The sequence below is a fragment of the Roseivirga pacifica genome (assembly GCF_900111145.1).
GTDB classification, from domain to species: domain Bacteria; phylum Bacteroidota; class Bacteroidia; order Cytophagales; family Cyclobacteriaceae; genus Roseivirga; species Roseivirga pacifica.
This window is the reverse complement of record NZ_FOIR01000001.1, coordinates 1683422-1707459: the sequence shown is the minus strand read 5'-3', so window position 1 is coordinate 1707459 and position 24038 is coordinate 1683422. Positions and strand designations below refer to the sequence as shown.

The 24038-nt window shown below is 41.8% G+C and carries 27 protein-coding genes; 12 read left to right on the top strand and 15 right to left on the bottom strand.

All coding sequences use genetic code 11. The annotated features are described in order from the left end of the window. Position 1 precedes the first annotated feature (1 nt). The 7 genes from BMW98_RS07595 (at position 2) to BMW98_RS07565 (ending at position 6523) form a co-directional block, all read left to right on the top strand. Positions 2-445: a DUF3347 domain-containing protein gene (locus tag BMW98_RS07595; protein WP_090257905.1), complete on the top strand. Its 444-nt coding sequence runs from the start codon at positions 2-4 to the stop codon at positions 443-445. After that, on the top strand, positions 445-927 hold the full coding sequence (locus tag BMW98_RS07590) for a TlpA family protein disulfide reductase (RefSeq protein ID WP_090257904.1): 483 nt from the start codon (positions 445-447) through the stop codon (positions 925-927). The genes BMW98_RS07595 and BMW98_RS07590 overlap by 1 nt, the downstream gene beginning before the upstream one ends. A 5-nt stretch (positions 928-932) precedes the next feature. Continuing rightward, positions 933-2147: a hypothetical protein gene (locus BMW98_RS07585; RefSeq protein ID WP_090257903.1), complete on the top strand. Its 1215-nt coding sequence runs from the start codon at positions 933-935 to the stop codon at positions 2145-2147. Between the two features lie 409 nt (positions 2148-2556). Continuing rightward, complete coding sequence (locus BMW98_RS07580) at positions 2557-3321, top strand: DUF6503 family protein (protein WP_090257902.1); 765 nt, start codon at positions 2557-2559, stop codon at positions 3319-3321. 214 nt (positions 3322-3535) lie between these two features. Beyond that, entirely contained in the window at positions 3536-4018 is a 483-nt protein-coding gene (locus tag BMW98_RS07575; protein WP_245733508.1) for a hypothetical protein, read from the top strand. 10 nt (positions 4019-4028) lie between these two features. Then, on the top strand, positions 4029-5588 hold the full coding sequence (locus BMW98_RS07570; RefSeq protein WP_090257900.1) for a flotillin family protein: 1560 nt from the start codon (positions 4029-4031) through the stop codon (positions 5586-5588). Further along, entirely contained in the window at positions 5588-6523 is a 936-nt protein-coding gene (locus tag BMW98_RS07565; RefSeq protein ID WP_090257899.1) for a carbon-nitrogen hydrolase family protein, read from the top strand. The genes BMW98_RS07570 and BMW98_RS07565 overlap by 1 nt, the downstream gene beginning before the upstream one ends. Positions 6524-6573: 50 nt before the next feature. Here the strand turns inward: BMW98_RS07565 and BMW98_RS07560 are convergent, their stop codons facing one another. The 5 genes from BMW98_RS07560 to BMW98_RS07540 form a co-directional block, all read right to left on the bottom strand. Continuing rightward, positions 6574-7179: a LolA family protein gene (locus BMW98_RS07560; protein ID WP_090257898.1), complete on the bottom strand. Its 606-nt coding sequence runs from the start codon at positions 7177-7179 to the stop codon at positions 6574-6576. Positions 7180-7291: 112 nt separating this feature from the next. Further along, complete coding sequence (locus BMW98_RS07555) at positions 7292-8212, bottom strand: DUF4097 domain-containing protein (protein WP_139177448.1); 921 nt, start codon at positions 8210-8212, stop codon at positions 7292-7294. Between the two features lie 23 nt (positions 8213-8235). Continuing rightward, a complete protein-coding gene (locus BMW98_RS07550) occupies positions 8236-9033 on the bottom strand; it encodes an anti-sigma factor family protein (protein ID WP_090257896.1) in 798 nt (265 codons plus the stop codon). Positions 9034-9035: 2 nt separating this feature from the next. Further along, positions 9036-9911 carry a DUF4097 family beta strand repeat-containing protein gene (locus BMW98_RS07545; protein WP_090257895.1) on the bottom strand — a complete coding sequence of 292 codons (876 nt, stop codon included), beginning with the start codon at positions 9909-9911 and terminating at the stop codon, positions 9036-9038. Positions 9912-9920: 9 nt separating this feature from the next. Beyond that, the gene (locus BMW98_RS07540; protein WP_245733507.1) at positions 9921-10487 is read right to left on the bottom strand and encodes an RNA polymerase sigma factor; all 567 of its coding nucleotides are present in this window, start codon (positions 10485-10487) and stop codon (positions 9921-9923) included. Between the two features lie 269 nt (positions 10488-10756). On the opposite strand from BMW98_RS07540, the gene BMW98_RS20435 reads away from it, so the two are divergent. The 3 genes from BMW98_RS20435 (at position 10757) to BMW98_RS07525 (ending at position 12841) form a co-directional block, all read left to right on the top strand. Continuing rightward, on the top strand, positions 10757-10930 hold the full coding sequence (locus BMW98_RS20435) for a hypothetical protein (RefSeq protein WP_162844702.1): 174 nt from the start codon (positions 10757-10759) through the stop codon (positions 10928-10930). Next, entirely contained in the window at positions 10930-11904 is a 975-nt protein-coding gene (locus BMW98_RS07530) for an MBL fold metallo-hydrolase (protein WP_090257892.1), read from the top strand. Before BMW98_RS20435 ends, BMW98_RS07530 begins: the two co-directional genes overlap by 1 nt. 100 nt (positions 11905-12004) lie before the next feature. After that, the gene (locus BMW98_RS07525; RefSeq protein ID WP_090257891.1) at positions 12005-12841 is read left to right on the top strand and encodes a mechanosensitive ion channel family protein; all 837 of its coding nucleotides are present in this window, start codon (positions 12005-12007) and stop codon (positions 12839-12841) included. A 61-nt stretch (positions 12842-12902) separates the two neighbouring features. On the opposite strand, the gene tsf is transcribed toward BMW98_RS07525, so the two are convergent. From tsf to BMW98_RS07480, 9 genes are all read right to left on the bottom strand, one after another. Continuing rightward, positions 12903-13733, bottom strand: a complete 831-nt coding sequence (gene tsf, locus BMW98_RS07520) for a translation elongation factor Ts (protein ID WP_090257890.1) — start codon at positions 13731-13733, stop codon at positions 12903-12905. A gap of 105 nt (positions 13734-13838) precedes the next feature. Beyond that, complete coding sequence (gene rpsB, locus BMW98_RS07515) at positions 13839-14603, bottom strand: 30S ribosomal protein S2 (RefSeq protein ID WP_090257889.1); 765 nt, start codon at positions 14601-14603, stop codon at positions 13839-13841. A gap of 24 nt (positions 14604-14627) precedes the next feature. Next, on the bottom strand, positions 14628-15014 hold the full coding sequence (gene rpsI, locus BMW98_RS07510; protein ID WP_090257888.1) for a 30S ribosomal protein S9: 387 nt from the start codon (positions 15012-15014) through the stop codon (positions 14628-14630). A 10-nt stretch (positions 15015-15024) separates the two neighbouring features. Then, complete coding sequence (rplM, locus tag BMW98_RS07505; protein WP_090257887.1) at positions 15025-15468, bottom strand: 50S ribosomal protein L13; 444 nt, start codon at positions 15466-15468, stop codon at positions 15025-15027. 177 nt (positions 15469-15645) lie between these two features. Continuing rightward, positions 15646-16353 (bottom strand): RluA family pseudouridine synthase, encoded by a 708-nt coding sequence (locus tag BMW98_RS07500; protein ID WP_090257886.1) that lies wholly within the window; start codon positions 16351-16353, stop codon positions 15646-15648. Between the two features lie 9 nt (positions 16354-16362). Beyond that, positions 16363-17463 carry a sensor histidine kinase gene (locus BMW98_RS07495; protein ID WP_090257885.1) on the bottom strand — a complete coding sequence of 367 codons (1101 nt, stop codon included), beginning with the start codon at positions 17461-17463 and terminating at the stop codon, positions 16363-16365. A gap of 4 nt (positions 17464-17467) precedes the next feature. After that, complete coding sequence (locus BMW98_RS07490; RefSeq protein ID WP_090257884.1) at positions 17468-18154, bottom strand: response regulator transcription factor; 687 nt, start codon at positions 18152-18154, stop codon at positions 17468-17470. Between the two features lie 62 nt (positions 18155-18216). Next, entirely contained in the window at positions 18217-19029 is an 813-nt protein-coding gene (locus BMW98_RS07485; RefSeq protein WP_090257883.1) for a DUF3108 domain-containing protein, read from the bottom strand. Positions 19030-19071: 42 nt separating this feature from the next. Then, positions 19072-20109 (bottom strand): aminopeptidase, encoded by a 1038-nt coding sequence (locus BMW98_RS07480; protein ID WP_090257882.1) that lies wholly within the window; start codon positions 20107-20109, stop codon positions 19072-19074. 92 nt (positions 20110-20201) lie between these two features. On the opposite strand from BMW98_RS07480, the gene recA reads away from it, so the two are divergent. Beyond that, positions 20202-21218 carry a recombinase RecA gene (recA, locus tag BMW98_RS07475; protein ID WP_090258243.1) on the top strand — a complete coding sequence of 339 codons (1017 nt, stop codon included), beginning with the start codon at positions 20202-20204 and terminating at the stop codon, positions 21216-21218. A gap of 94 nt (positions 21219-21312) precedes the next feature. Here recA and BMW98_RS07470 read toward each other — a convergent pair whose 3' ends face one another. Then, positions 21313-22572, bottom strand: coding sequence for an ABC transporter permease (locus tag BMW98_RS07470; RefSeq protein WP_090257881.1), 1260 nt, complete (start codon positions 22570-22572; stop codon positions 21313-21315). A gap of 361 nt (positions 22573-22933) precedes the next feature. Here BMW98_RS07470 and queA point away from each other — a divergent pair, with 361 nt between their 5' ends. Next, positions 22934-23980, top strand: a complete 1047-nt coding sequence (gene queA, locus BMW98_RS07465; protein ID WP_090257880.1) for a tRNA preQ1(34) S-adenosylmethionine ribosyltransferase-isomerase QueA — start codon at positions 22934-22936, stop codon at positions 23978-23980. Positions 23981-24038 lie beyond the last annotated feature (58 nt).

Here is a 24038-nt window from a genome sequence, read left to right as displayed (position 1 = left end):
CATGAGAAACACCTTATTAATTATCGCACTTGCTTGTTTGGCTGCCTCTTGTGGCGGCACTCAAACCGAAACCAACCCACTAGACAATTACTTCGCTATTAAAGATGCTTTGGTAGCCACAGATGCTATTAAGGCCCAAGAGGCGGCCAATACTTTTATAGCAAACACCGACAACCCTGTTTTTACAGCGGCACTTGAGAAAATAGCCAATACAACTGACGTAAAAGCACAAAGAGCGGCATTCGATGCATTATCTGAGAGCATGTATGCTTTTGTGAAAAGTAAAAGTATAAGCAGCGAACAGCCCATTTACAAGCAGTATTGTCCAATGGCATTTAACAATGAGGGTGCCTTTTGGCTAAGCGCGCAAAAAGAAGTGCGCAACCCATATTTTGGCGATATGATGCTAACTTGTGGCAGTGTCCAAGAAACCCTAAACCAATAATGCAAAGGCTAACAAAGCTTTTTATAATAGCACTCTGCTTGTCGGTTTTTGCTTGTTCCGGTAAAAAAGAAGAAGCATTCATCGACAAGTTGAAGCTTACCAAACTTGACGGCACTCCACTTACTAGTCAAGATTTGGAAGGAAAAACCGTATTTGTAAACTTTTGGGCCACTTGGTGCGGACCATGTTTAAAAGAAATGCCATCAATAGAAAGGGCAAAAAATGAGCTGGAAGAAGAAGGCTATGTATTTCTAGCTGTTTCGAATGAAGAAATGGACAAAATTCAAACATTCGAACAAAAACAAAGCTATACCTTCACCTTTGCGCAAAGTGGCCTTGAGCCAGAAGCCTTAAACATCTACTCTTTGCCGGCCTCATATATCATCAATGCCCAAGGAGAGGAAGTGTTTAAACACATTGGTGCCAAAGAATGGGACTCTGCTGACAACCTCGCCACTTTTAGAAGTTACTTAAAGCCTTAACAATTATGCTGCGACAATCATACTTACTCCTCCTCACCATTTTGTTCTTTTCCTGTAGTTCGGGCGACAAAGATGAATTGGCAAAGGTTAATCCGATAGGAAGCCCAGCCAGCCAAAGTAGTGAAGAGCCTTTTCTGTTTACTGCCGCGGATGGAGCAGTTTATCTCTCCTGGATAGAAAGAAAGGAGAATAAAGACCAGTTTAAGTTCTCTAAAATGATCGATGGAAAATGGTCTACTCCGCAACTAATTAGCGAAGGTAATAATTGGTTTGTCAATTGGGCCGATTACCCATCTATTATGGTTAATAGCGAGGTAATGGCCGCGCATTGGCTACAAAAAAGAGCGGAAGGAACCTACGACTACGATGTGCGCATGAGCCTATCTACCAATAAAGGCAATGCTTGGAACGACTCGTTTATCCCGCACACCGATGGTGTAAGTGCCGAACATGGTTTTGTAAGCATGCTACCAATGCCCAACAACAGAACCTTTGCCACTTGGCTCGATGGAAGGTTTACCAAAGGAGAAAAGCATTCAGAAGGCAGCCACGGTGGAGTCGGAGCAATGACCTTACGCGCTGCTATTTTCGATAAAAGCGGGAAGCCCGAAAGTGAATGGGAACTTGACAACCGTGTTTGCGATTGCTGCCAAACTACTGCTGCTATGACCAGCAATGGCCCTATTGTGATCTATCGTAACAGAACGGAAGATGAAATTAGAGACATGGCTATCGTAAGGTGGGAAAACAATGCCTGGACCGAGCCTTCAATTGTACATGCGGATGACTGGAATATTGCTGGCTGCCCAGTTAATGGCCCCTCTGTTGCTGCAAATAAAGATTTTGTCGCAGTTTCTTGGTTCACTGCAAGCAATGCCAACCCTACCGTTAAGCTTTCGGTGTCTGAAGATGCAGGCAAGAACTTCGCAGAGCCAATCATAATCAGTCAAGGAAACACCAATGGCAGAGTGGGCACTACTTTGTTAGCCGACAACTCAATAGTTGTTACTTGGATGGAAACAAAGAATGATGCTGCTCAAATCCTCCTTGGCCACTTTGATAAGAGCGGAAATCACCTCGCAACAAAAACTATAGCACAATCTAGCGCTGCTCGAAGCAGTGGTTTCCCTGTTCTGAGTAGTACCGGAAATAAAGTAATTCTAGCCTGGACAGAGGTTGGAGAAACTAAACAGGTACAAACGGCTTCGGTACAATTTTAAAAACAAGCAGAGCAGTCCACAAATCTGATAGAATTTGTAAAAAAACATTAAACGTAAAGCTTACCAGATAATTGACTTTAAACTACAAAAACATGGATAATACAGCTTTAATCGGCTTTTTATCAAGAATAGTTTGGCAGTTAAAAAAAATAGCTATTAATTCGAATATAATTTGAACAAAAAGACGATAACGATCGTTTTAAAGATAATCTGGAGGTTCCATATCCTCTGGTATTGTGTGTGTTTATTGGCCATCCCGATTATGTCGGGATGGTTTTTTTATGCCCATCCCGTTTTAAACACAGGCAAATGTCGCGCAGCCTCCCTTTTTAGTTCAGTTAGATTTTTTAAAGATTTTCAATTGCCGAGTATTTGCTAAATTCCAGCACCAAACGAGATTTTCCCTTATATGAAAAATTTAATATTACTTTGCCTCATCTCTTTCACTATTCTGGCCTGCACTCCCCCGCAAAAAGAAGAATCCCAAACAGCAATTCCTAAAGCCCAAGAAGTAGTGAATAATGCAATTGAATTTCATGGCATAAGCGGCTTAGGTAATGCTAGTTTTTCCCTCACTTTTAGAGATTACAAATACACCTACACCAATAAGCAGGGCGCATACGAATACACCAGAGCCTTTACAGACAGCATTGGAGCCAATGTTTACGATGTACTAACCAACAATGGGCTCACAAGAACAATCAATGGTGACAGTACAGCGGTTGACGAGGAGAAAAAAGCAGCTTATTCCCGCTCTGTGAACTCTGTAATTTACTTTTTCAGACTACCATATGGATTGAATGACGATGCCGTCAACAAAACCTATAACGGAACCACAACTATAAAAGACAAGACCTACCATGAGGTAAAAATCACCTTTGCTCAGGAAGGTGGCGGAGAAGATTTTGACGATGTGTTTCTTTACTGGTTCGACACAGAAGATTACAGCATGGACTACCTCGCCTACCTTTATCACACCGATGGTGGCGGCCTAAGGTTTAGAGAAGCCATCAACCAAAGAAGAATTAATGGCGCCTTAGTGCAAGACTATATTAACTACAAACCGGCCGATGAAACTGTACCAATAGACACACTGGTAACCCTCTACAACGAGGGTAACTTAGAAGAACTATCAAGAATCATGAATGAAGAAGTTAAACTCGAGCTTAACTAGTGTTATTTGCCGATAACAATTAATTATTTACCGCTTACTCTGAGCCATAATTCTTATTTCCTTTTTTATGTGTTAGTTATAGTTAATTCAATAAATTGAATCACTAACCTTAAACTAGATGGGTAACTTTTCAGAATGGTGGAGTAATCTTGACACGGTCCATCAAATTTATTGGGGTTTGGCAATCCCCTTTTCGCTAATATTTCTAATCCAAATGGTGCTAACGTTTGTTGGTGGCGAGGTAGATATAGATGGTGATCCTGATTTTGATGTAGAACATGACACAGGCGGGGGCTTTCACTTTTTCACCCTCAAAAACTTCATTGGCTTCTTCACTATATTCTCTTGGGCAGGAATAGCCAGTCTTGATTCAGGCTACAGCGTTGAAACAACACTAATCATATCTACACTTTCCGGCCTATTAATGATGACCATTATGGCCTCACTTTTCTATGGCTTTAGCAAGCTTACCGATAGTGGCACAATGAACATTAACAATGCTAAAGGAGGAATTGGAGAAGTTTACCTTTTAATAAAAGCCAACAGAGGCAACGTGGGTAAAGTATCAATAAAAGTGCAAGGTTCACTACGTGAGCTCGAAGCCATAACCGATGATGATAATGACATCACCTCAGGCTCAGTTATCACAGTAAAGGAAGTAATCAACAACAACATTTTATTAGTCTCAAAACAATAACACAAGTCAAATGAGCGAGTCGTTTATCATTATTATTGCCGCAGCGGTAATTTTTGTCTTTGTTCTGTTAATCGGAATATTCAGACGCTACAAAAGATGTCCTTCGGACAGAATTCTAGTTGTTTATGGAAAGGTAGGCTCTGCCAAAGGTACCGACACTGGCCGATCAGCTAAATGTATTCACGGGGGCGCGGCCTTTATTTGGCCAATTATTCAAGATTATGCATTCCTAGACCTTACCCCTACCTCTATAGAAGTTAACTTAACCAATGCCCTGAGTAGACAAAACATTCGTGTTGACGTACCTTCTAGGTTTACCGTTGGTATTTCTACAGAAGAAGGCATAATGACCAACGCTGCAGAAAGACTTTTGGGACTTTCGCAGCAGAATATTCACGACTTAGCCAAAGACATTATTTTCGGTCAGTTGAGATTGGTTGTTGCTACCATGGACATTGAAGAAATCAACAGCAACAGAGATAAATTTTTAGCCAATGTAGCTTCAAACGTGGAAGCGGAACTTAAAAAGATTGGTCTAAAACTGATCAACGTAAACGTAACCGATATTAAGGATGAGTCTGGCTACATTGAAGCACTTGGTAAAGAAGCAGCTGCAAAGGCAATAAACGATGCCATTAAGAGTGTTGCTGAAAAAGATAGAGATGGACAGATTGGTCAAGCCAACGCACTTCAAGACCAGAGAACTCAAGTAGCCGCAGCAAATGCTCAGGCAAAGATTGGTGAGGCAAATGCAGGCAAAAAGGAACGAATTGAAATAGCTGAAGCCGATGCCATGGCGAAAATTGGTGAAGCGGACGCAAGTCAATTGGAGCGTATTAAAACTGCAGAAGCAAACGCAAAAGCCGTTGAAGGTGAAAATACCTCACAAATTGCGATTGCAAAATCTGATGCCCAACGAAGATCTGAACAAGCCGAAGCAGAAAGACTGGCTAAGGCAGCAGAAAAAGTTAAAGAAGCAAAAGCCCTTGAAGAAGCTTATGTGGCAGAAAGAGAAGCTGAAGACGCTAGAGCTGAAAGAGATAGAGCCACACAAAATGCTAACATTGTAATTCCTGCTGAAATTGATAAGAAGAGGGTTGAAATTGATGCAGAAGCAGAAGCCGAAAATGTACGTAGAAGAGCAAAAGGTGAAGCCGATGCTATTTTCTTAAAAATGGATGCAGAAGCAAGAGGTACATTCGAAATCTTAAGTAAACAAGCCGAGGGCTTTAAACAACTTGTCCGTGCAGCTGGCGATGATAGCAAAGATGCAGTCTTGATCATGATTGCCGATAAGCTACCTGAGTTGATAAGACTCCAAGCAGAAGCAATCAAGAACATTAAAATAGATAAGGTAACCGTTTGGGACAGCGGAAACTCGGAAAACGGTAAAACTTCTACCGCTAACTTTATTTCAGGACTTTACGGCTCTGTTCCACCGCTTCAAGAAATGTTCAATATGGCGGGGCTTCAACTACCAGACTACCTAAAAGGAAAGTCAACTGAAGAAATTCAGGTAATGGCTGAGGAAGCCAAAAAGAACCAGGAAGAAGAGGCTGGGGAAGAATAATGCATAAAAAAGTAAGAATCGCAGTAGTTCAGGCAGCTCCGGAATACCTCAACGTTTCCAAATCGATGGAAAAGGTTGAGGCGCTGCTAAAGGAGGCTGCCGACCAAGGCGCACAACTAGCCACATTCGGAGAAACCTGGTTTACCGGTTACCCTGCTTGGATAGACTATTGCGATGAATACGCCAAATGGGATTTTCAGCCTACCAAAGAAGTATTTGCACTAACGCATGCCAATAGCCTAGATGTAAATGGCAAAGAAGTAGCGCAAATAGGTAAATGGGCCAAATCGCTGGGGCTTTCCGTTGTAATGGGCATTAACGAAAAAGTGGCTCAGGGTCCAGGCAATCGCACCATTTACAACAGCTTACTCACTTGGAATGAAAAAGGCGAGCTAGCCAACCACCACCGCAAACTTATGCCAACCCACACCGAAAGGTTGATTTACGGCCAAGGTGATGGTAAGGGGCTACAAGCTGTTGAAACCAGTGCAGGCCGAGTTGGCGGACTGATATGCTGGGAAAACTGGATGCCATTGGCTAGGCAAACCATGCACAATAGTGGCGAGCACATTCACGTGGCAGTTTGGCCCAAAGTGCACGAAATGCTACAAATTGCTACGCGCTCTTACGCCTTTGAAGGTCGGTGCTTTGCGGTTGGTGTGGGCCAGATAATGCGCGTAAGCGACATCCCAGAGCAACTCAATTTGCCCGAAGAACTGAAAAACACACCGGATAAGCTACTTCTAAATGGCGGCAGTTGCATTGTAGGACCTGATGGCCAATACGTAATGGAGCCCGTGTGGGACACTGAGGGAGTATTTACTACAGAAGTAGACCTGAACCGCTGTTACGAGGAAAGTATGGCACTTGATGTTTCGGGGCACTACCAACGAAATGATGTATTTACGCTGAATACAACAAAAAAGAGATTGTGATTTAAGACACAATCTCTTTTTAATGAACTGGGTTAACTTCAATAACCTCCTCAATTACAGCCCGCTCTTTCGTCAATTTTCTCTTTGTATTCGCTTTCGTTTATCGTGAAAGAAGCTCCTGAAATATCGGTACTAAAGCCAGACAGCTCATACCTATATACTGTACCGAAATCATCTTCAAAAGCAACGGCTTTGATCTCATCACCCGAAAGCTCAAGCATCGCTGCAACATAAGCAGCCTCGCCAGCAGATTTTAATTTAATATGCTCACCATCAAACTCTGCTGTGTGATTATTAGCATAAAAAGTAAGCAACATAGTAAAGTTTACAATTGCTTCCTCGTTTTGGCCTGGGCAGAAGTAAAGTATCTGAGAATGATCATCCTCTTTTGTACCGATATATTCAGTTTTACCATCACTCAGCCACTTTTCAGTTGAGCCAAAAGTCAGCACATATCGCTCACTATCTACGGCTATTTTCCCGGTTTGGGTGTTTGAAAAGCCCATGCGTTCATTAACAGTTGAATAGCTCACATCTGCAGAAAACTGATCAATCCTCTTATACTTTTCCGCCAACGACTTAATTTTTTCATCGGCAGTTTGTGCCTTTGCCCCCATTGCGACAAGCAACAAGCTTATAATAAAAATCTTCTTCATGAATATTAATAACCAATAAAGTGTGTGTTGAATGCTCAAAGGGTTGAACACTCTAAAATAAAAAATCCTGTAGATTTTCACCTACAGGATGTTGTTTTGAATTATCGTTCAACTACATTTTTCTGATGTATATATCCCCATTTCTGGTTTTCATTGTCACTTCAGCGCCTCCGCCATTCAAATCGCCTTGCACCCAATTCTCATATTTCACGGAAAACCCTCTCCCTGAATCAGATTTACTTGTAGTAGGCTTTGGGTTTGAAAGCGAGAAGTTTTCGAAGTCCGTAAAAATATCTCTATTGGTTTTCATTTTGGTGGTAAACTTTGTACCATCCGGCACGCTAATATCCACATTGCCATTATAGGTATTGAAAGTCATTGGCATGTTAGCAGTTACTTTAGCGAAGCTCACCTTTACCGCGCCATTATAAGTAGATGCTGATGCGGCACCACTAATATTCTCCAAAGTAATAGGGCCATTGTAGCTCTCCACATCTAACTCACCGCTTACATCCTTAACATTGATATGGCCGTTATTGTAAGACTCGGCCTTGATATCGAAGTTTTTCGGCACCTGAATCTCAAAATCTACACGGCTACCCCAGCCTTCGTTTTCAATTTGCACCTCGTTGTTGTATTCGCTGGCTTCAAAGTTAAAGCCACCGCTACTGATCAATCGCATACCATCTCCTGAAGCTGATTTCTCCACTTTCTTACCATACTTGATCATTTTAACTTTTACTGTTACACCGTCATACCCGGTAATCGTGATTCTGCCGTTGCGAGAATCGACATGTAGAACACCTCGCTCTCCCGGCTTGGTAAGAGGAATTTCTACCTCTTGAGTAGATTGTTCATATCGCGAACCATCATCGTCATCATCACCCCAGCCACTCATTGCTGAGTGTACAGCTGCTTCGGTAATGGCTTCTACATTCACCCTAATATCAGGATCTACCTGAACATCGATTGACTGGGCAAAAGCCTGCCCCGTAACCAATAGAGCAGTAATTGCTAATACTAACTTTTTCATATTTGTCATTTTCTTTTTCATCGTTACATGATTTTATCAAGGTTCTCACGTAGCGTTGTTTTCACTTCTTCCGGGGTATTATCGCCTTCCAAAACAGGCTTAAATTCTTGTATTGCTTTTTCTTCCTGCAAATCCACCATTAATTCGGCCAAAGCCACCTGCATAATGGGCGATTGCTGCTGCGAAATACTGTTTATTAGCCCCGCTCTAATATTCGGGTCGCTTGCATATTCGGCCAACATATTAAGTGCAGCCAAACGCACGTTTGTACTTTCATCATGATTGAGCGTAACGAAAAGCGCTTCCGTCACCTGGCTGTTCGACTTAACCAACTGGCTGCTCATTTGTACACCTTTCAGTCTATCGCTCACCGATTTGTTTTCGAGCATAGCCATCATCATCATCTCTTTCATATCGGCCATCTGATTGGAAAGGTTATCCATTTTACGCTCATACGACATGCCTGAGTACAACCTGCCAACTGCTACGCCTATAATAAGCACAGCAAAACCAAACGCTAACCTGCCCTTTATGGAGCCGAACAAAGCAGCCCATAGGTTTTTAATCCCTGCTTGGTTAACCTGCTGCTTTTGCAAGGCAACCTCTTCTCCCAACGCCTGATAAAACGTTTCTTTTAATTGTGGTGTAGGTTCAGGTTGATCAGCCTGTTGCACTTTTGCATCGAGCTCCAGTAGCGCCTGCACCTCTGTCATATCAATGTGTCCTTCGGCTACGTAGCGATCAAACTCCGCTTTGCGCGCTGCAGTCAGGCTTCCATCGATATAATCGGTAATCAAAGACATATACTGATCTTCCATCATTACTAATTTTTCTTTCTGATTTTGATATTACCATTTAGGGTTTCGAAAGCCATTTCCGGACCTCCTTGCCCAATTTTATAGCCATTCGAATTGGCTACCTTAAAGCGCGTCATGTCGCCATCTTTCAGCTTGGTCATTTTAGGCGCTACTCTTTCATCAAATTCGAAATCGCTATAAACCTTTCCCCACTGGCTTTCAAAGTTGAAAACTCCACTGGCGTTGTTTGGGGCAAAAAGCTCTATATCTCCGTTTACCGTTTTAAATGAAGCGAACTCATTAGGCATTTGCAGGTATTCTACTTCCAATTTTCCGTTGACAGTGTTGGCTTTTGTATTGCCTCTAACACCTTCCAAGGTCACATCACCATTTACATTCGAGGCATAAATATCACCACCAACATTTTCAACCCAAACCTCTCCATCATTTACGGTAGAAACTTTTACGCTAATGCCTTTGGGTACTTTCACCTTATAATCTAACCGATAACGGTAGTCGGGTCTGCTCCCTGAATTATTGCGCCAATTCCAGCTGCATGCCAATGGATCGTCTTTTTCTTCTAGCTCCTGCTGATTAGAAACCACCAAGACTTTGGCAAAACCATCGCCATCAAACGATACCAATTCTAAGTCCTTCATACCTTCAGCCACATCGGACTGACTTCTAGCACTAACCTGTTTATTTACTTCCACCTCAATGGTGTTTCCATCGTAAGCTTCCACTTGAATATCACCGGTAATGTTGCACACACAAAACCAAAACTCACTTGAGTTGTCGTTTACAGCGAAGTTCTTTTTAAGCACTTCGCTATCCTTTTGCCCTAAAAGCACCAGCTGACCAAAGCAGAGCACCAAGCATGTTAATATTATCTTTTTCATCATTCAGATGGTTTAAGTCCCTATTCCTTCTGTTTCGAGTTGCTCATACACTGCCTTAAGCTCTTTCAGCGCCCGGAAAATGCGCACCTTCACGGCACTTTCCGATAGTTCTAGTACCTCGGCAATGTCCTGATAGCGCATACCTTGCAACTTACTTAGCACAAGAATTTCCTTCTTATCCGCAGCAAGCCTATCGAGCGCCATTTGCAGTGTATCCAGCTCCTCATTCTGAATCCTTCTATACTCGGCATTGTCTCCATCCGACAAGTACCTGTCGGTAACTTCTGGGTCTTCCTTCCAGCCGCGCTTTTTTTCTTTTCTATAATGATCGGAAAACAAGTTGCGCGCCATGTGGTACATCCATGTGGTGAATTTCCCGTCTCCTTTGTAAGTATGCCGGTACTTTATCATCCGCATGAACACATTTTGCACAAGGTCTTCGCTAATGGCGCCATCAGCGGTCAGGCGGAAAAAATAGCCATACAATGGCTTATGATGCCGCTCGAAGAGTAGTCCAAGTTGATCAAGTTGGCCGTCTCTGACCTTGAGCATTAATGTGTTGTCCGAAAGTGAATCCAATGCTTTGTTTTGAGAATTCAGAGGGTGAAACCGCCACTTTTCTGAATGGTTACATTCAAGTTACAGTTTTTTGAAAAAGTTTTGAAGTAAAGGATTCTGCACTGAAAATTGGCTACCGTTTCTAGAGAAACAAATTGGTTATTCTAATACCCACCCAGAGAAAAACTCTATTTTTTCGAAGAAGAAATGAGAGTACATGGAACCTCTGAATTTGAATATTAGTTGAGATGCTTTATATTCATATACCCAACACCCAAATGACAAACCCCATGGAACTAACAAAAGAACAATTAGAAAAAGAGATTGAATCTTTGAATGGTCAGTTGACTGGAGACATGTTTCAAGACATGGATATTAAAGACAAAATCCACAATCTGACGATGAAGTTGAAAGGTGTAAAGCCAATGGATTCGAGCATTGATTGTGTAGGCTGCGGAAGCTAATGCGAAAGATAGCGTCATTTTCAACCTTAAAAACCGAGCTCTTAACAGGAGCTCTTTTTTTGTTTTTGGTCTTTGGCTGTAGCCCAAAAGACCAAAAACCTGTTGTGCCAAGCGATTCGCCATACCTGATGGTGCTGGGCATTGCCCAAGATGCTGGCTACCCACAGGCTGGCTACGAGGCAGAGTGGCAAGCCATTAAAGAAGGCAAGCGACAGAGCGCACTTACTGTTTCGCTAGGCTTGGTGGATCCGGTACATAATAAGCGCTACCTGTTCGAAGCCACTCCCGACTTCAAAGAGCAGTTACACCTGATGGATCAGGTTTCTGAAACCAACAACTATCCTTTTGATGGAATATTCTTGACGCATGCCCATATTGGCCACTACACAGGCCTTATGCATTTAGGCAGAGAAGTGATGGGCACCAATAGCACGCAAGTTTATGCCATGCCTAAAATGAAGGTCTTTTTAGAAGAGAATGGCCCATGGAGCCAGTTAGTAGCACTCAATAATATCAGCATTAAAGAAATGAGAGGAGCTGCTACTGTTCGACTAGGCGGCAATATTTCTGTCACTCCTTTTTTAGTACCACACAGAGATGAATATAGCGAAACCGTAGGCTATCAGATTTCGGCAAATCAAAAATCGGTAATCTTTATTCCTGATATTGATAAATGGGAAAAGTGGAACATTGATATTGCTGAAGTAATAAAGGAAAATGACATCGTTCTAATTGACGCCAGCTTTTTTAAAGACGGAGAATTGCCTGGACGCGACATGAGTAAAATACCACATCCATTTACTACAGAAAGCATGGATTTGTTGGAAAAACTAAGCCCCGAAAACAAGGCGAAAGTTTACTTTATCCACGCCAATCACTCCAACCCTATACTGGACAAAACCAGCGCAGCCTATAAAGAGGTAATAGATCGTGGTTTTAATGTAGCCGAACAAGGACAAGTATTCCCATTCTGATCATTCCATAGCCGCAAGCACAAGCTTGTTTAAATGAAATTAATTCTTCATTTTACAATAAGGATAAAAATTTCATTCATTCACTTCAAGCTTAACTTATATGGAAATTGAACAACTAGAAACCTATGTAGACAAGGCGGTAGGCCTTGTTATTGAAAGAGGGCCAAATATTCTATTGGCTATCCTCGTACTGCTAATTGGGCTTAGGCTAATTAAATTCTTCACCAAAGTACTTCAAAAGGGGTTCGAAAAAAGGAACATTGACCCAACGCTCCGCCCATTCCTATCCAACCTTATCAACTGGAGTTTAAAAGCACTACTCTTTGTTAGTGTAGCAGGAATGATTGGCATTGGTAATACTTCATTTGTTGCCGTAATTGGTGCTGCTGGTTTAGCCATTGGCTTTGCATTACAAGGTAGCTTGGCAAACTTTGCAGGTGGGGTATTAATTATGTTATTCAAACCTTATAAGGTGGGTGACTTAATTGAAGCTGAAGGCCACTTGGGTGTGGTAGAAGAAATCCAAATCTTTGTCACCAAGATTCTTTCGCCACAAAACAGGCTTATTATTATCCCCAACGGCACCATGTCTAATGGGAACATTAAGAACCTGACAGCCAAAGACCATGTACGTGTGGACTTAACCATTGGCATAGCCTATGATGAGAATATTAAAGATGCCCGCAAAATACTAATGAGTGTAATGACAGCGCACCCTAAGGCGCTTGCAGAGCCCGCCCCATTTGTAGGTGTTACCGAATTGGCCGATAGCTCTATCAATTTAGCTGTAAGGCCTTGGTGCCACCCGAGTGACTATTGGGATGTGTATTTTGAGGTTTTAGAAGAATGTAAAGAACAGCTTGACAAAGCTGGTATAACCATTCCGTTCCCTCAGAGAGATGTTCACCTCATTCAGCACAGTACGGATACCAAATAACAAGCATAAAAAAAGCGACTTCGAAAGAAGTCGCTTTTTGATTTTATACTAAACGAGTTAATTACCCGATAGAAACCCTTTTGAAAGCAGAAACTGTCAAACCTTTCTCTACAGAGTTAAGGTATTCAGCAACCGACTGCTTAGGCTCTTTTACGAAAGACTGGCTCAACAAAGTGTTCTCTTTGAAGAACTTCTGCAATTTACCTTGAGCGATTTTCTCAAGAATTGCCTCTGGCTTACCTTCCTGACGTGCTTGGTCTTTACCAATTTCGATTTCCTTCTCAACAGTAGCAGAATCAACACCATCTTTATCAAGTGCAACTGGGTTCATAGCAGCAATTTGCATACCTACATCCTTACCAGCATCAGCAACATCAGCACCGTTAGTATTAGCCAAAGCTACCAACACACCTAGTTTACCGTTTGAGTGAATGTAAGAAGCAACTTGATCACCAGTCAATTGCTCGAACTGAGTAACCTCTAGTTTCTCACCAATTTTACCCAAAAGCTCAGTTACTTTATCTTGAACTGTTAACTCACCAAGGCTAAGGGCCTTTACTGCATCAAGGTCAGCAGCATCGTTTGCCAAAGCAGCATCAGCGATTTCGTTACCTAATGCTTGGAAGTCGTCATTCTTCGCTACGAAGTCAGTTTCGCAAGTAAATGCAACTAGGATAGCTTTAGTGCCATCTTCGCTAGTTCTTACAAATACAGCTCCTTCAGTAGTTTCTCTGTCAGCTCTTTTCTCAGAAAGTTTCTGACCTTTTTTACGAAGAATTTCGATGGCTTTGTCAAAATCACCATCTGCTTCAACCAATGCCTTCTTGCAATCCATCATGCCGGCACCGGTCATTTGTCTTAGTTTGTTAACTTCTTTTGCTGTAATAGCCATTTTATGTATCGTTTTATTTCAAGCGTTGGAATAAACAAAAATTGAACATTGAAATAAATCCAATGTTCAATTTTATGTTATGCTTATATAAAATATGTTTTGAACTTATTTTTCCTCAGGTTGAGCGTCAGCTGCCTTCTTTTCTTGCTCAGCTTTATCTCTCTCCTTTTCTTCTTTGTCTTGCTTTCTCTGGCTCAATCCTTCTTCGATAGCTTTACCGAAAGTTTTAGTGATAATTTCAACAGACTTGAAAGCATCATCATTACCTGGGATTGGGAAGTCTACGCTAGTAGGGTCAGAGTTAGTATCGCAAAGAGCAAATACAGGAATACCCAATTTCTTCGCTTCAGCGATTGCAATGTGCTCTCTTTTCACGTCTACCACGAAAAGTGCAGCTGGCAATCTTGTCAAATCAGAGATACCGCCCAATAGCTTCTCAAGCTTAGCTTTCTCACGCGTTTTCATCAAACGCTCTCTTTTCGCTAGTGCTTTGTAGCTATCTTCCTTCATCATTTTATCGATTCCGGCAAGCTTCTTCAATGATTTTCTGATAGTAGCAAAGTTTGTTAGCATACCACCTAACCAACGCTCGGTTACGAATGGCATGTTTAATCTTGCAGCTTCTTCAGAAACGATCGCTCTCGCCTGCTTCTTAGTAGCAACAAACATTACTTTTCTACCTGAACGAACAATGTTCTTAACGGCATTTGACGCTTCTTCGAGACCGTTAATTGTTTTGTTTAGATCGATCACGTGGATACCGTTCTTCTCCATGAAGATGTACGGTGCCATACGTGGATCCCACTTTCTCGTTAAGTGTCCAAAGTGAACACCAGCATCAAGTAAGTCTTTGTATTGTAATTGAGACATATATAGTTTGAAATATAAATTCGATTAACGTTTCGAGAACTGGAATGATCTTCTCGCTTTTCTCTTACCGTATTTCTTACGCTCAACCATTCTAGGGTCACGAGTCAAGAAGCCTTCGCCTTTCAAAGGAGATCTGAATTCAGCATCTACTTCGCAAAGTGCTCTTGAAATAGCCAATCTGATTGCTTCAGCCTGACCTTTCAACCCGCCACCGTCAACATTAACTTTAATGTCGAAGTTTTCAACTTGGCTAACTTTAACCAATGGTTGTTTTACGATAATTTGAAGAACATCTGATGGGAAGTAATCTGCGATTACTCTTCCGTTGATATTGATATCACCTTTACCAGGAGTCATGTATAGCCTAGCAACAGATGTTTTTCTTCTTCCGATTGTATTGATAACGTCCATCTAAACGATCTTAAATTTCTAAAGCTTTTGGTTGCTGTGCATCGTGTGGATGCTCAGTACCTTCATAAACATATAGGTTGTTGAACAACTGTCTTCCAAGTCTGTTCTTTGGCAACATGCCTCTTACAGCTCTCTCTACCAATAGCGTTGAAGACTTCTCTTTCAACTGTCTTGGAGTAGTTGCTTTTTGCCCTCCAGGGTAACCAGTGTAAGAAAGGTAAACTCTGTCAGTCCACTTCTTACCTGTTAGTCTTACCTTATCAGCATTGATAACAATCACATTATCACCACAATCTACGTGTGGAGTGAAGCCTGGCTTATTCTTACCTCTAATAACCTTAGCTACTTCACTTGCCAATCTTCCTAATACTTTTGAATCGGCATCAACGATAACCCACTGCTTCTCTACAGTTGTCTTGTTCGCTGATTTCGTCTTATAACTTAGTGTATCCACTTTATTATATTTAATTGAATTTCAATACTTTATACAGACCTTCCCCTAAAAAAGGGACACAAAGATAGATGTTTGGATTTTCAAATCCAACACAGTATCGTAAATAATTCTGTTCCTGATGGTTTAGGCTCGAAAGGTGCCGCGAAATTACGGTCTTAAATGTGAAATAAAAAGCCCTTAACGGTTATTCTCCAACTGTTTTACCAAAACCCGCATATCTTTTGGGTATGGCGCAGAAACTTTAATTTCTTTTCCGGCTGAATCTTTGAAGGCCAGTGAATTGGCATGCAAAGCAAAGCGCTTGATCAATGGCTGCTCTTCCGTATCTCTTTTCAGGTTGAAGTTTCGCTTTACCTGCGACAAGTACAGAAAGCTTCCCCCATAAGTTTCGTCATTTACAATAGGTGCATTCAGAAAAGCCAGGTGCACACGAATTTGGTGCATTCTTCCCGACTCTGGCAAGCATTCTACCAACGTGTGCTTCTTGTAAAGCTTTAGAGAATTGAAAGTAGTTTTTGAAGCCTTCCCTTTTGAAGAAGTGACCACCTTACCGTTTGAAAGCACCTGCAAAGGCAGGTCTACTGTTTTGGCTTCCCACTCTTGCAAACCCTCTACCACTGCATGGTATACTTTTAATACCCTTCTCTTTTCAAACTGAATAGAAGCGTTTCGATAAGCGTCTTCGTTTTTTGCCAACAACAAACAGCCAGAAGTCTCTTTATCTAGCCTGTGGCATAGCATTAGACCTGCCTCATGTTCTTGCGCCAACTTTTGAATATTGTAAAAGTCATTCCTGTCTTCCAAAGAAGAAATCATTGGCGGTTTATTAATGATGAGGTATTCATCATTCTCAAAAATGATCAGGTCTTTAAATTTAATCTTCATATTTCGGGATTAATCATACTCCTCTTCTTCCATCAACTCCATTTCCCTGCGGGCGTCCTCTTCCATTTCGGCTGTGGATTGACCAATAGGAAGTTTGAAACTAAATATTGAGCCTTTATTAACGGTACTTAGCACACTCACTTTAGAATCGTGCGCTTCTAGAATGTGCTTAACAATGGCCAAACCAAGGCCAGTACCGCCCTTCTCTTTAGAGCGCGATTTATCTACCCTAAAGAAGCGCTCAAAAATGCGCTTAAGATGCTCTGGTGGAATACCTACTCCGGTATCTTTCACCGCGACCTCCACTTTCTGATCTGTAATCTCGAAGCCAACAACTATTTCGCCCTCATCAGTATACTTTATTGCGTTCGAAACCAGGTTCATCACCACGCGGTAAATACGCTCGGCATCTGCATATACAAAAATTGGATCCTTGTATGGCTTATCAAATCGAATAAGCAGGTCTTTTCTCTCCGCCTTATTCTCCAGCTGGTCGATCACATCAGAAACAGTGTTTACAATATTAAAATGCTCAAAATGCATCTTAATCTCACCCGTTTCAATCTGCGAAAGCGTTAGCAAGTCTTGAATCAGTACATCCAAATTATCTAAACTACGGGCTGCACGTTTCAAGAATTTCTTTCTGATTTTCTTATCCTCGGCAGCACCATCGAGCAGGGTATGCACAAAACCTTGAGCCGCAAAAACAGGGGTTTTCAATTCATGACTCACATCGGCCAGGAATTCCCTACGGAAAGCTTCAAGTTTTTTAAGGTCTTCAATCTCCTTGTGGCGATTGATACCATAATTATAAATCTCTCGGTTGATTTTCTTAAGCGGATTGGAAACATCTTCGGCATTTCCCTCTTCAATAAAAGAGAAATCCTTCTTGCGCATTTTGTTCAGCACTTTGTATATCTCGCCAATTTCACGAAACACCAAAAACTCAAACACCACATACACCAACAAGTAAGTAGCCGCAAAAGAAATTAGGCCGGCCACCAGTAAGCCCAGTGCCGCAACCTCGGGCACTAAAGACAAAAAAGCCGTGGTCACTGCTGCTACAACTGTAGCCAGCACCAATGCCACGACTCTCGAATTATGAAGCATGTATTTAGCTTATGTCGAATTTGTATCCTACGCCCTTTACGGTTGAGATGTAACCGTCTCCGATTTTCTCGCGCACTTTTCTAATATGCACATCTACCGTTCTGGCCAATACGTAAACGTCTGTTCCCCAAATGTTTTGAAGCAGCTCATCGCGGCCATAAACCTTGTTCGGGTTTTGCGCCAAGAAGTAGAGCAATTCAAACTCCTTTTTAGGTAGGGTAAATTGGTTGCCATTTGCCGTAACCGTGTAGCTAGACCTATCGATAGTAAGGCCACCTGCCACAATTTGCGGTTTAGACTTAGACTTGCTCTCCTTACGGAAAAGCGCCCCAATTCTACTCATCAAAGCCCTAGGTTTAATTGGCTTTGTAATGTAATCATCGGCACCTGCCTCGAAAGCCGCCACCTCAGAGTACTCCTCAGCACGCGCAGTAAGAAAGGTTATGTGCGAGTCGACCAATTCTGGTATTTCACGCAATTGCCTGCAAGTTTCTACCCCATCTTGCTGGGGCATCATAATGTCTAATAAGATTAGGTCGGGGTGAAATTTTTTCGCTGTCGCCACTGCCTTCATACCATCATCAGCAGTTTCCACATCGTAACCCTCCTTCTTTAAGTTGTACTTCAGAAGCTCCAGAATATCCGGATCATCGTCTACCACCAATACTTTGGGGCTTTGTTTGTTTGCCATGGATTTTTGTATTTACGCTACAAAGATATAGTTAAATCTATCTTATGTCATAAAAATAAAGGTTAGTCGACACGCGCCAAAGGATGTCGCAAATTCTTTGCATCCGTTAGCTGTACCTTTAAGTAACCTACATAAATCTTCGCCTGTAGTTTAAGCGGTATTTTATTCAAGTCGTCAGACAGCCAAACAGTTATGGTGTTATCTTCTTCAAAAAGGCTGTCTTTTTTGATAATAGGCACCAGTACCAATGTGTTGATATCGCCCAAATCCGTATCAAGTACTTCTCTTTTTACAAGTTTCACCCTAAAGGGTTCTAGCTTATCGTCAAAGAAAGTGTCTATGGTAATAATATCTCCTATTTGAACTTGGCTAAAATCGATTGAGCGCAGATAATAGTAGCCGCTCACCATGTCTTGCACGTTATTCGGCACCGCATGCATCACGGTTTTTTCCAACTTGCGCGATTCTTTGTGCAGCTTGGCCACTGTGACCGAATCCTGTTCATGATCGAAATAAAGGATTTCGTTCTTTCTGAACCTCCCTTCTTTTATATAGCGGTAAAACTGATGAGGCACATAATTTACGGTATCGTAATAAGTACCCCAATTGTCTCGCACCGAAGAGATGAAATCGAAGATACCAACCGTTCTTGCATGAATATCAATTTTCCAAGTTGGCCGGTCATTAATATTATAGATAACCTCGCTTACACCAAAAGTTGCTTCGGCAGCCTTTACAAAACCAACGGTAGCTTTTAATTCTAGCAGTTCTCCTGGCTGAAAAGGAGGCACATCGGACAGCTTGTGCCCTTGCCCCTGCGCATTGGCAACACAACTAATACAAAGTAAGATGAGTGAAAGAAGTTGTATTCTCATTTAACTTTTTATGGGGCTTATGACAAACAGCGTACCAAATAGCTACACCGATGGATACTTCTCCTTTAAGTACTCCAAATACGCCTTAAGGTTGCCATTGAATTTTTCGTCCATTTCTTTTTTAAATACGTCTTGCTGCGCATTATACCTCAACATAGACATAAAAAATGTATTGTTAGGAGTGAAATCACTAAAATAACCCGAATACCTTTCAAATAAGAAATTTAATGTGTCATAATTGACCTTAATACGCTCAATCAGCTCTGCCTTTAACTTCTGTTTGGTAGCATCAGGCGTTTCATTCATTCCTTTATATAATGAATCCAAGGCCTTCGCGGCACCAAGCATGTACTGCTTAAAGGTAATTTCATCTGCCAATTGGTTTTGATAGCGTGTTACAGCCTCACTTCCCTTACCATACTTATTTTCTAAAAACAAAACTGCTCCGTTGTCACCGATAAACGTAGCCAGGTTTTCATTAAAGGTTACTGAATCCTTTACGAACAAAGTACCATGGGTGAGTTCATGAATAATTAGACTAGCCAAATCGCCCTCGGACCGATTGAGCATATTAGAAAGCACGGGGTCTTGAAACCAGCCTAGAGTAGACCATCCGCCCGCTGTTCTCAAGCCGGCATCATAGCCTTGCTCCTTCATATTTTCGTATTCGGCAATGGCCTTTTCTCTAATAAAGTAACCTTTGTATGGCATGCGCCCAACCACAGGGAAGTTCCACAAGTGCGAACGAAAACTGTAAGGATCGCACGCGGTTACCACAAACATGGAAGGCTTTCCTTCCTGGTCAAAAATGGTGGAGTAGTTTTCGGAATAATTGATTCCCAATTCGCCAAATGCAAACTGCTTCGCTTCCTGAATGATCTTTATTTTTTCCTTCTGTTCTTCGGTAGTTGTTGGCAGTGCTACAAACTCCTCTAGCGGCACGGCCTCACGAACAACTTTCAACTGGCCCTGCAGCTGCATCCAGCCATAACCAACCAAATCGCGATAAATTACAGCCAGCACCACTATTACCAGCAACAGCCCAAGCAAGGTCCTTCCTATTATCTTTTTAAGCTTCATCCAATCTCAATTTAGTCAAAACTAATGGTTGTGAATTGCCCACTAACCCACTATCTTCACAAACTATTCTAAATGCTAAAGACACCATAAAGATGAGTGACAATTCTGAAAAATTAAAAGCCCTTCAGTTAACGATTGACAAACTAGAGAAAGCCTATGGAAAAGGCGCGGTTATGAAACTTAGCGATGAGCGCGTGGTTGATATTCCGAGTATTCCAACAGGTTCTTTAGGTTTGGATATTGCATTGGGCATTGGCGGAATTCCGAGAGGAAGAGTGGTAGAAATTTATGGACCAGAATCTTCAGGTAAAACAACTTTAACCATGCACTGCATTGCCGAAGCACAAAGGCAAGGCGGTTTGGCTGCCTTTATTGATGCGGAGCACGCATTCGATAAAGTGTATGCTGAAAAGCTGGGGATTGACACAGAAAACTTGTTGATATCGCAACCTGACAATGGTGAGCAAGCATTGGAAATTGCCGAGCACCTGATTCGCTCTGGCGCCATCGATATTATTGTGATTGACTCCGTAGCAGCCCTAGTACCTAAAGGCGAACTAGAAGGCGAAATGGGTGATAGCAAAATGGGACTTCAGGCCCGATTGATGTCGCAGGCATTGAGAAAGCTAACCGGAGCTATTAATAAAACTGGTTGTGCCTGTATTTTTATTAACCAACTACGCGAAAAGATTGGCGTAATGTTCGGTAACCCTGAAACAACCACTGGTGGTAACGCCCTTAAATTCTACGCCTCTGTTCGTTTGGACATTAGAAGAATCGGCCAGATTAAAGAAAGTGCCGACAACATTTTGGGTAACCGCACCAGAGTAAAAGTTGTAAAGAACAAAGTTGCACCTCCATTTAAGGTAGTAGAATTCGACATTATGTACGGACAAGGCATTTCTAAATCGGGCGAAATTCTTGACTTGGGCGTGGAATACGGCATTGTGAAAAAAGCCGGCTCGTGGTTCTCTTACAACGGAGAAAAGCTAGGCCAAGGACGTGACGCTGTGAAGTCACTAATTGAAGACAATCCGGAACTAGCTGAAGAACTAGAAACTGCTATTAAAGCTTACATTAACGGAGAAACAGTAGAAACTGCTGAATAAGCGTTTTAAGAAATAATAAACCCTTTATAGGGTAACAAAAGAAAGGCTAGCCCAAATGGACTAGCCTTTCTCTTTTATATCTGTTAATGGCGGTTTAAGCCGACCTCATTGCATCAACTGGATCAAGTCTTGCCGCTTTAGCCGAAGGAATGATTCCTGAAACCACTCCAATAACACTCGACACGACCACTCCTAGCAAAATGTTCTTCATTGAAAGTGTTACTTCTAAGGTTCCAAATGGAATAAATGTGAGTAGATAAACAATAAACACACCTATTAATCCTCCAAACAAACAAAGGAAGATCGACTCAAAAAGGAACTGGAAAAGGATAAAGTAGTTCTTGGCACCGAGTGACTTTTGAATACCAATGATTTTGGTGCGCTCCTGTACCGAAACGAACATAATGTTCATAATACCAAAACCACCTACAAGTATGGCAAAGCCCCCGATAATCCAGCCGGCTGTACCCAAAATATCGAAAATACCACCAAGCGCATCGGCAATAGCTTCTGGTCGGTTAAGCGCAAAGTTGGTATCTTCCTTTGGCCTTAGCCCACGTACCTTTCGCAGCATTCCCTCCATCTCGTTTTGCAGCTCAACCATACCAATATCATCGGCATAGCCCTTCACGGCAATCTGCGGATTAATGCCCCACATACGACCTATGTAATAGGTTTTGGTAAACATTTTATAAGGAATATAAACACGATCATCGCTGCTTGGTGTACCTATAAAGCTTTCTCCCTCGCGCTCCATTACACCTATTACGCGCAATTTGTAACCTCGTATTTTAATGTCTTTACCCACGGCACTTTCGTTAGGAAAAAGTGTTTGAGCGATTTCATCGCCTATAATGGCTACGGGTCTCCCGCCTTCAATTTCTTGTTGGGTAAAATACCTGCCAGCTCCTAAGGCCACCTCGTACACATCCTTATACTGATAGGTCATCCCCCACAAATCCACACTATTTAAACTACTACTAGCGTATTTTACAGTAGTAGATGCCCTACCAACAATAGTAACTGCTGCGGCATTTCTAAGGTTAGCGGAAAGGAACTCGTATTCTGCATAGTTGTTGTTGGGTCTTCTAAAGTACTTCCACCATGGGTAATTAGGATCTGGCCCACCAAAAGGGAATTTTTCCACTGTCACCACATTGGAACCCAAGAAATCGAGGCTGTCTTTGATATTCTTCTCCAAAGAATCCACCATGGTAAACACCGCGATAATCAGCATAATACCAATGGTAACCCCAAGCAAAGAAAGTGTAGTTCTCAATAGGTTGGTGGTTAACACTTGCACCGCAAAGCGAATGCTTTCCCCCATGAGTTTTAAGAATATTCCTAACCGCATATGTACGAGCTTATAAAATCGACCTTACAATTTGATAACGTAAAGAATCAAAAAATGTAAACGCACTCAAACTGTATTTGGTTAAAAAAGATAATCGCTCTAGTGAAAGGACAATGAGCCACCTGAATGGGAGGCCTGTAGTAATTAATAAATTTGCCTGTATGATACTGTCAATACACAGCTTGTGGTGTGGGGCGCTAGTTTTTTCCTTATGCGATCTAATTAAGCAAGCCTAATTTGTTATTAGAAACTCGCCCACTTGTAAGTCAAAAAAGATTCAGTTCTATATCTTTATGAAGCTAAGGCTTTTATCCCTATCTTTGCCAGCTATTTAAATCTAAGCGACAATAGACGAGTATCTATGAAATTATCTGCATTCAAGTTTGAGCTTCCAGAAGATCGAATTGCTAAATATCCTACCGAAAACCGTGACGACTCAAGATTAATGGTATTGCACCGCGATACAGGTGAAATTGAGCACAAACAATTCAAGGATATTGTAGAGTATTTCGAAGAGGGCGATGTGATGGTCAACAATGACACTAAGGTTTTCCCAGCGAGACTTTATGGTCAGAAAGAAAAGACCGGGGCGAAGATTGAAGTATTCTTGTTAAGAGAGCTCAATCCAGAAATGCACCTATGGGATGTTTTGGTAGATCCTGCCAGAAAGATCCGTGTAGGCAACAAGCTTTACTTTGGTGAAGGTGAATTAGTTGCCGAGGTAATCGACAACACAACCTCTAGAGGTAGAACAATCCGCTTTTTGTATGACGGAACCGATGAGGAGTTTTACAACACCATCGACCAACTAGGAGAAACGCCTCTTCCAAGAACCATTCCGCGCGAAACCGAGCCAGAAGATAGAGAGCGTTTTCAAACTATTTATGCCAAGAACGTAGGTGCAGTAGCCGCTCCAGTAGCTGGTTTGCACTTTACTTTGCAGGTACTTAAGCGTTTGGAAATTATTGGTGTTGACGTTTCTCCTATCACCTTGCATATTGGTTTAGGTACTTTCCGTCCAGTAGACGTGGAAGATCTTACCAAACACAAAATGGACTCTGAGAACTACACCATTACTCAAGAGACTGCCGATTTTGTAAACCGTGCGCTTGACAATAAAAAGAGAGTTTGCTCTATTGGAACAACCTCTATGAGGGCACTAGAATCTTCAGTTTCTGCCAATGGTAGATTGAAGGCTAACGAGGCGTGGACAGACAAGTTCATCTTCCCTCCTTACGAGTTCAAAATCTGTAACTCATTGGTTACAAACTTCCACCTACCTGAATCTACCTTGCTTATGCAAGCTGCCGCTTTTGGTGGTTACGATTTGGTTATGGAAGCTTACCAAGTAGCTATTAAAGAAAAATACAGATTCTTTAGCTATGGTGATGCCATGTTGATTCTGTAAGAAATTTCAGTATAAAGTTTCAAAGCCTCCTAGTTTACTGCGGAGGCTTTTTTATTTT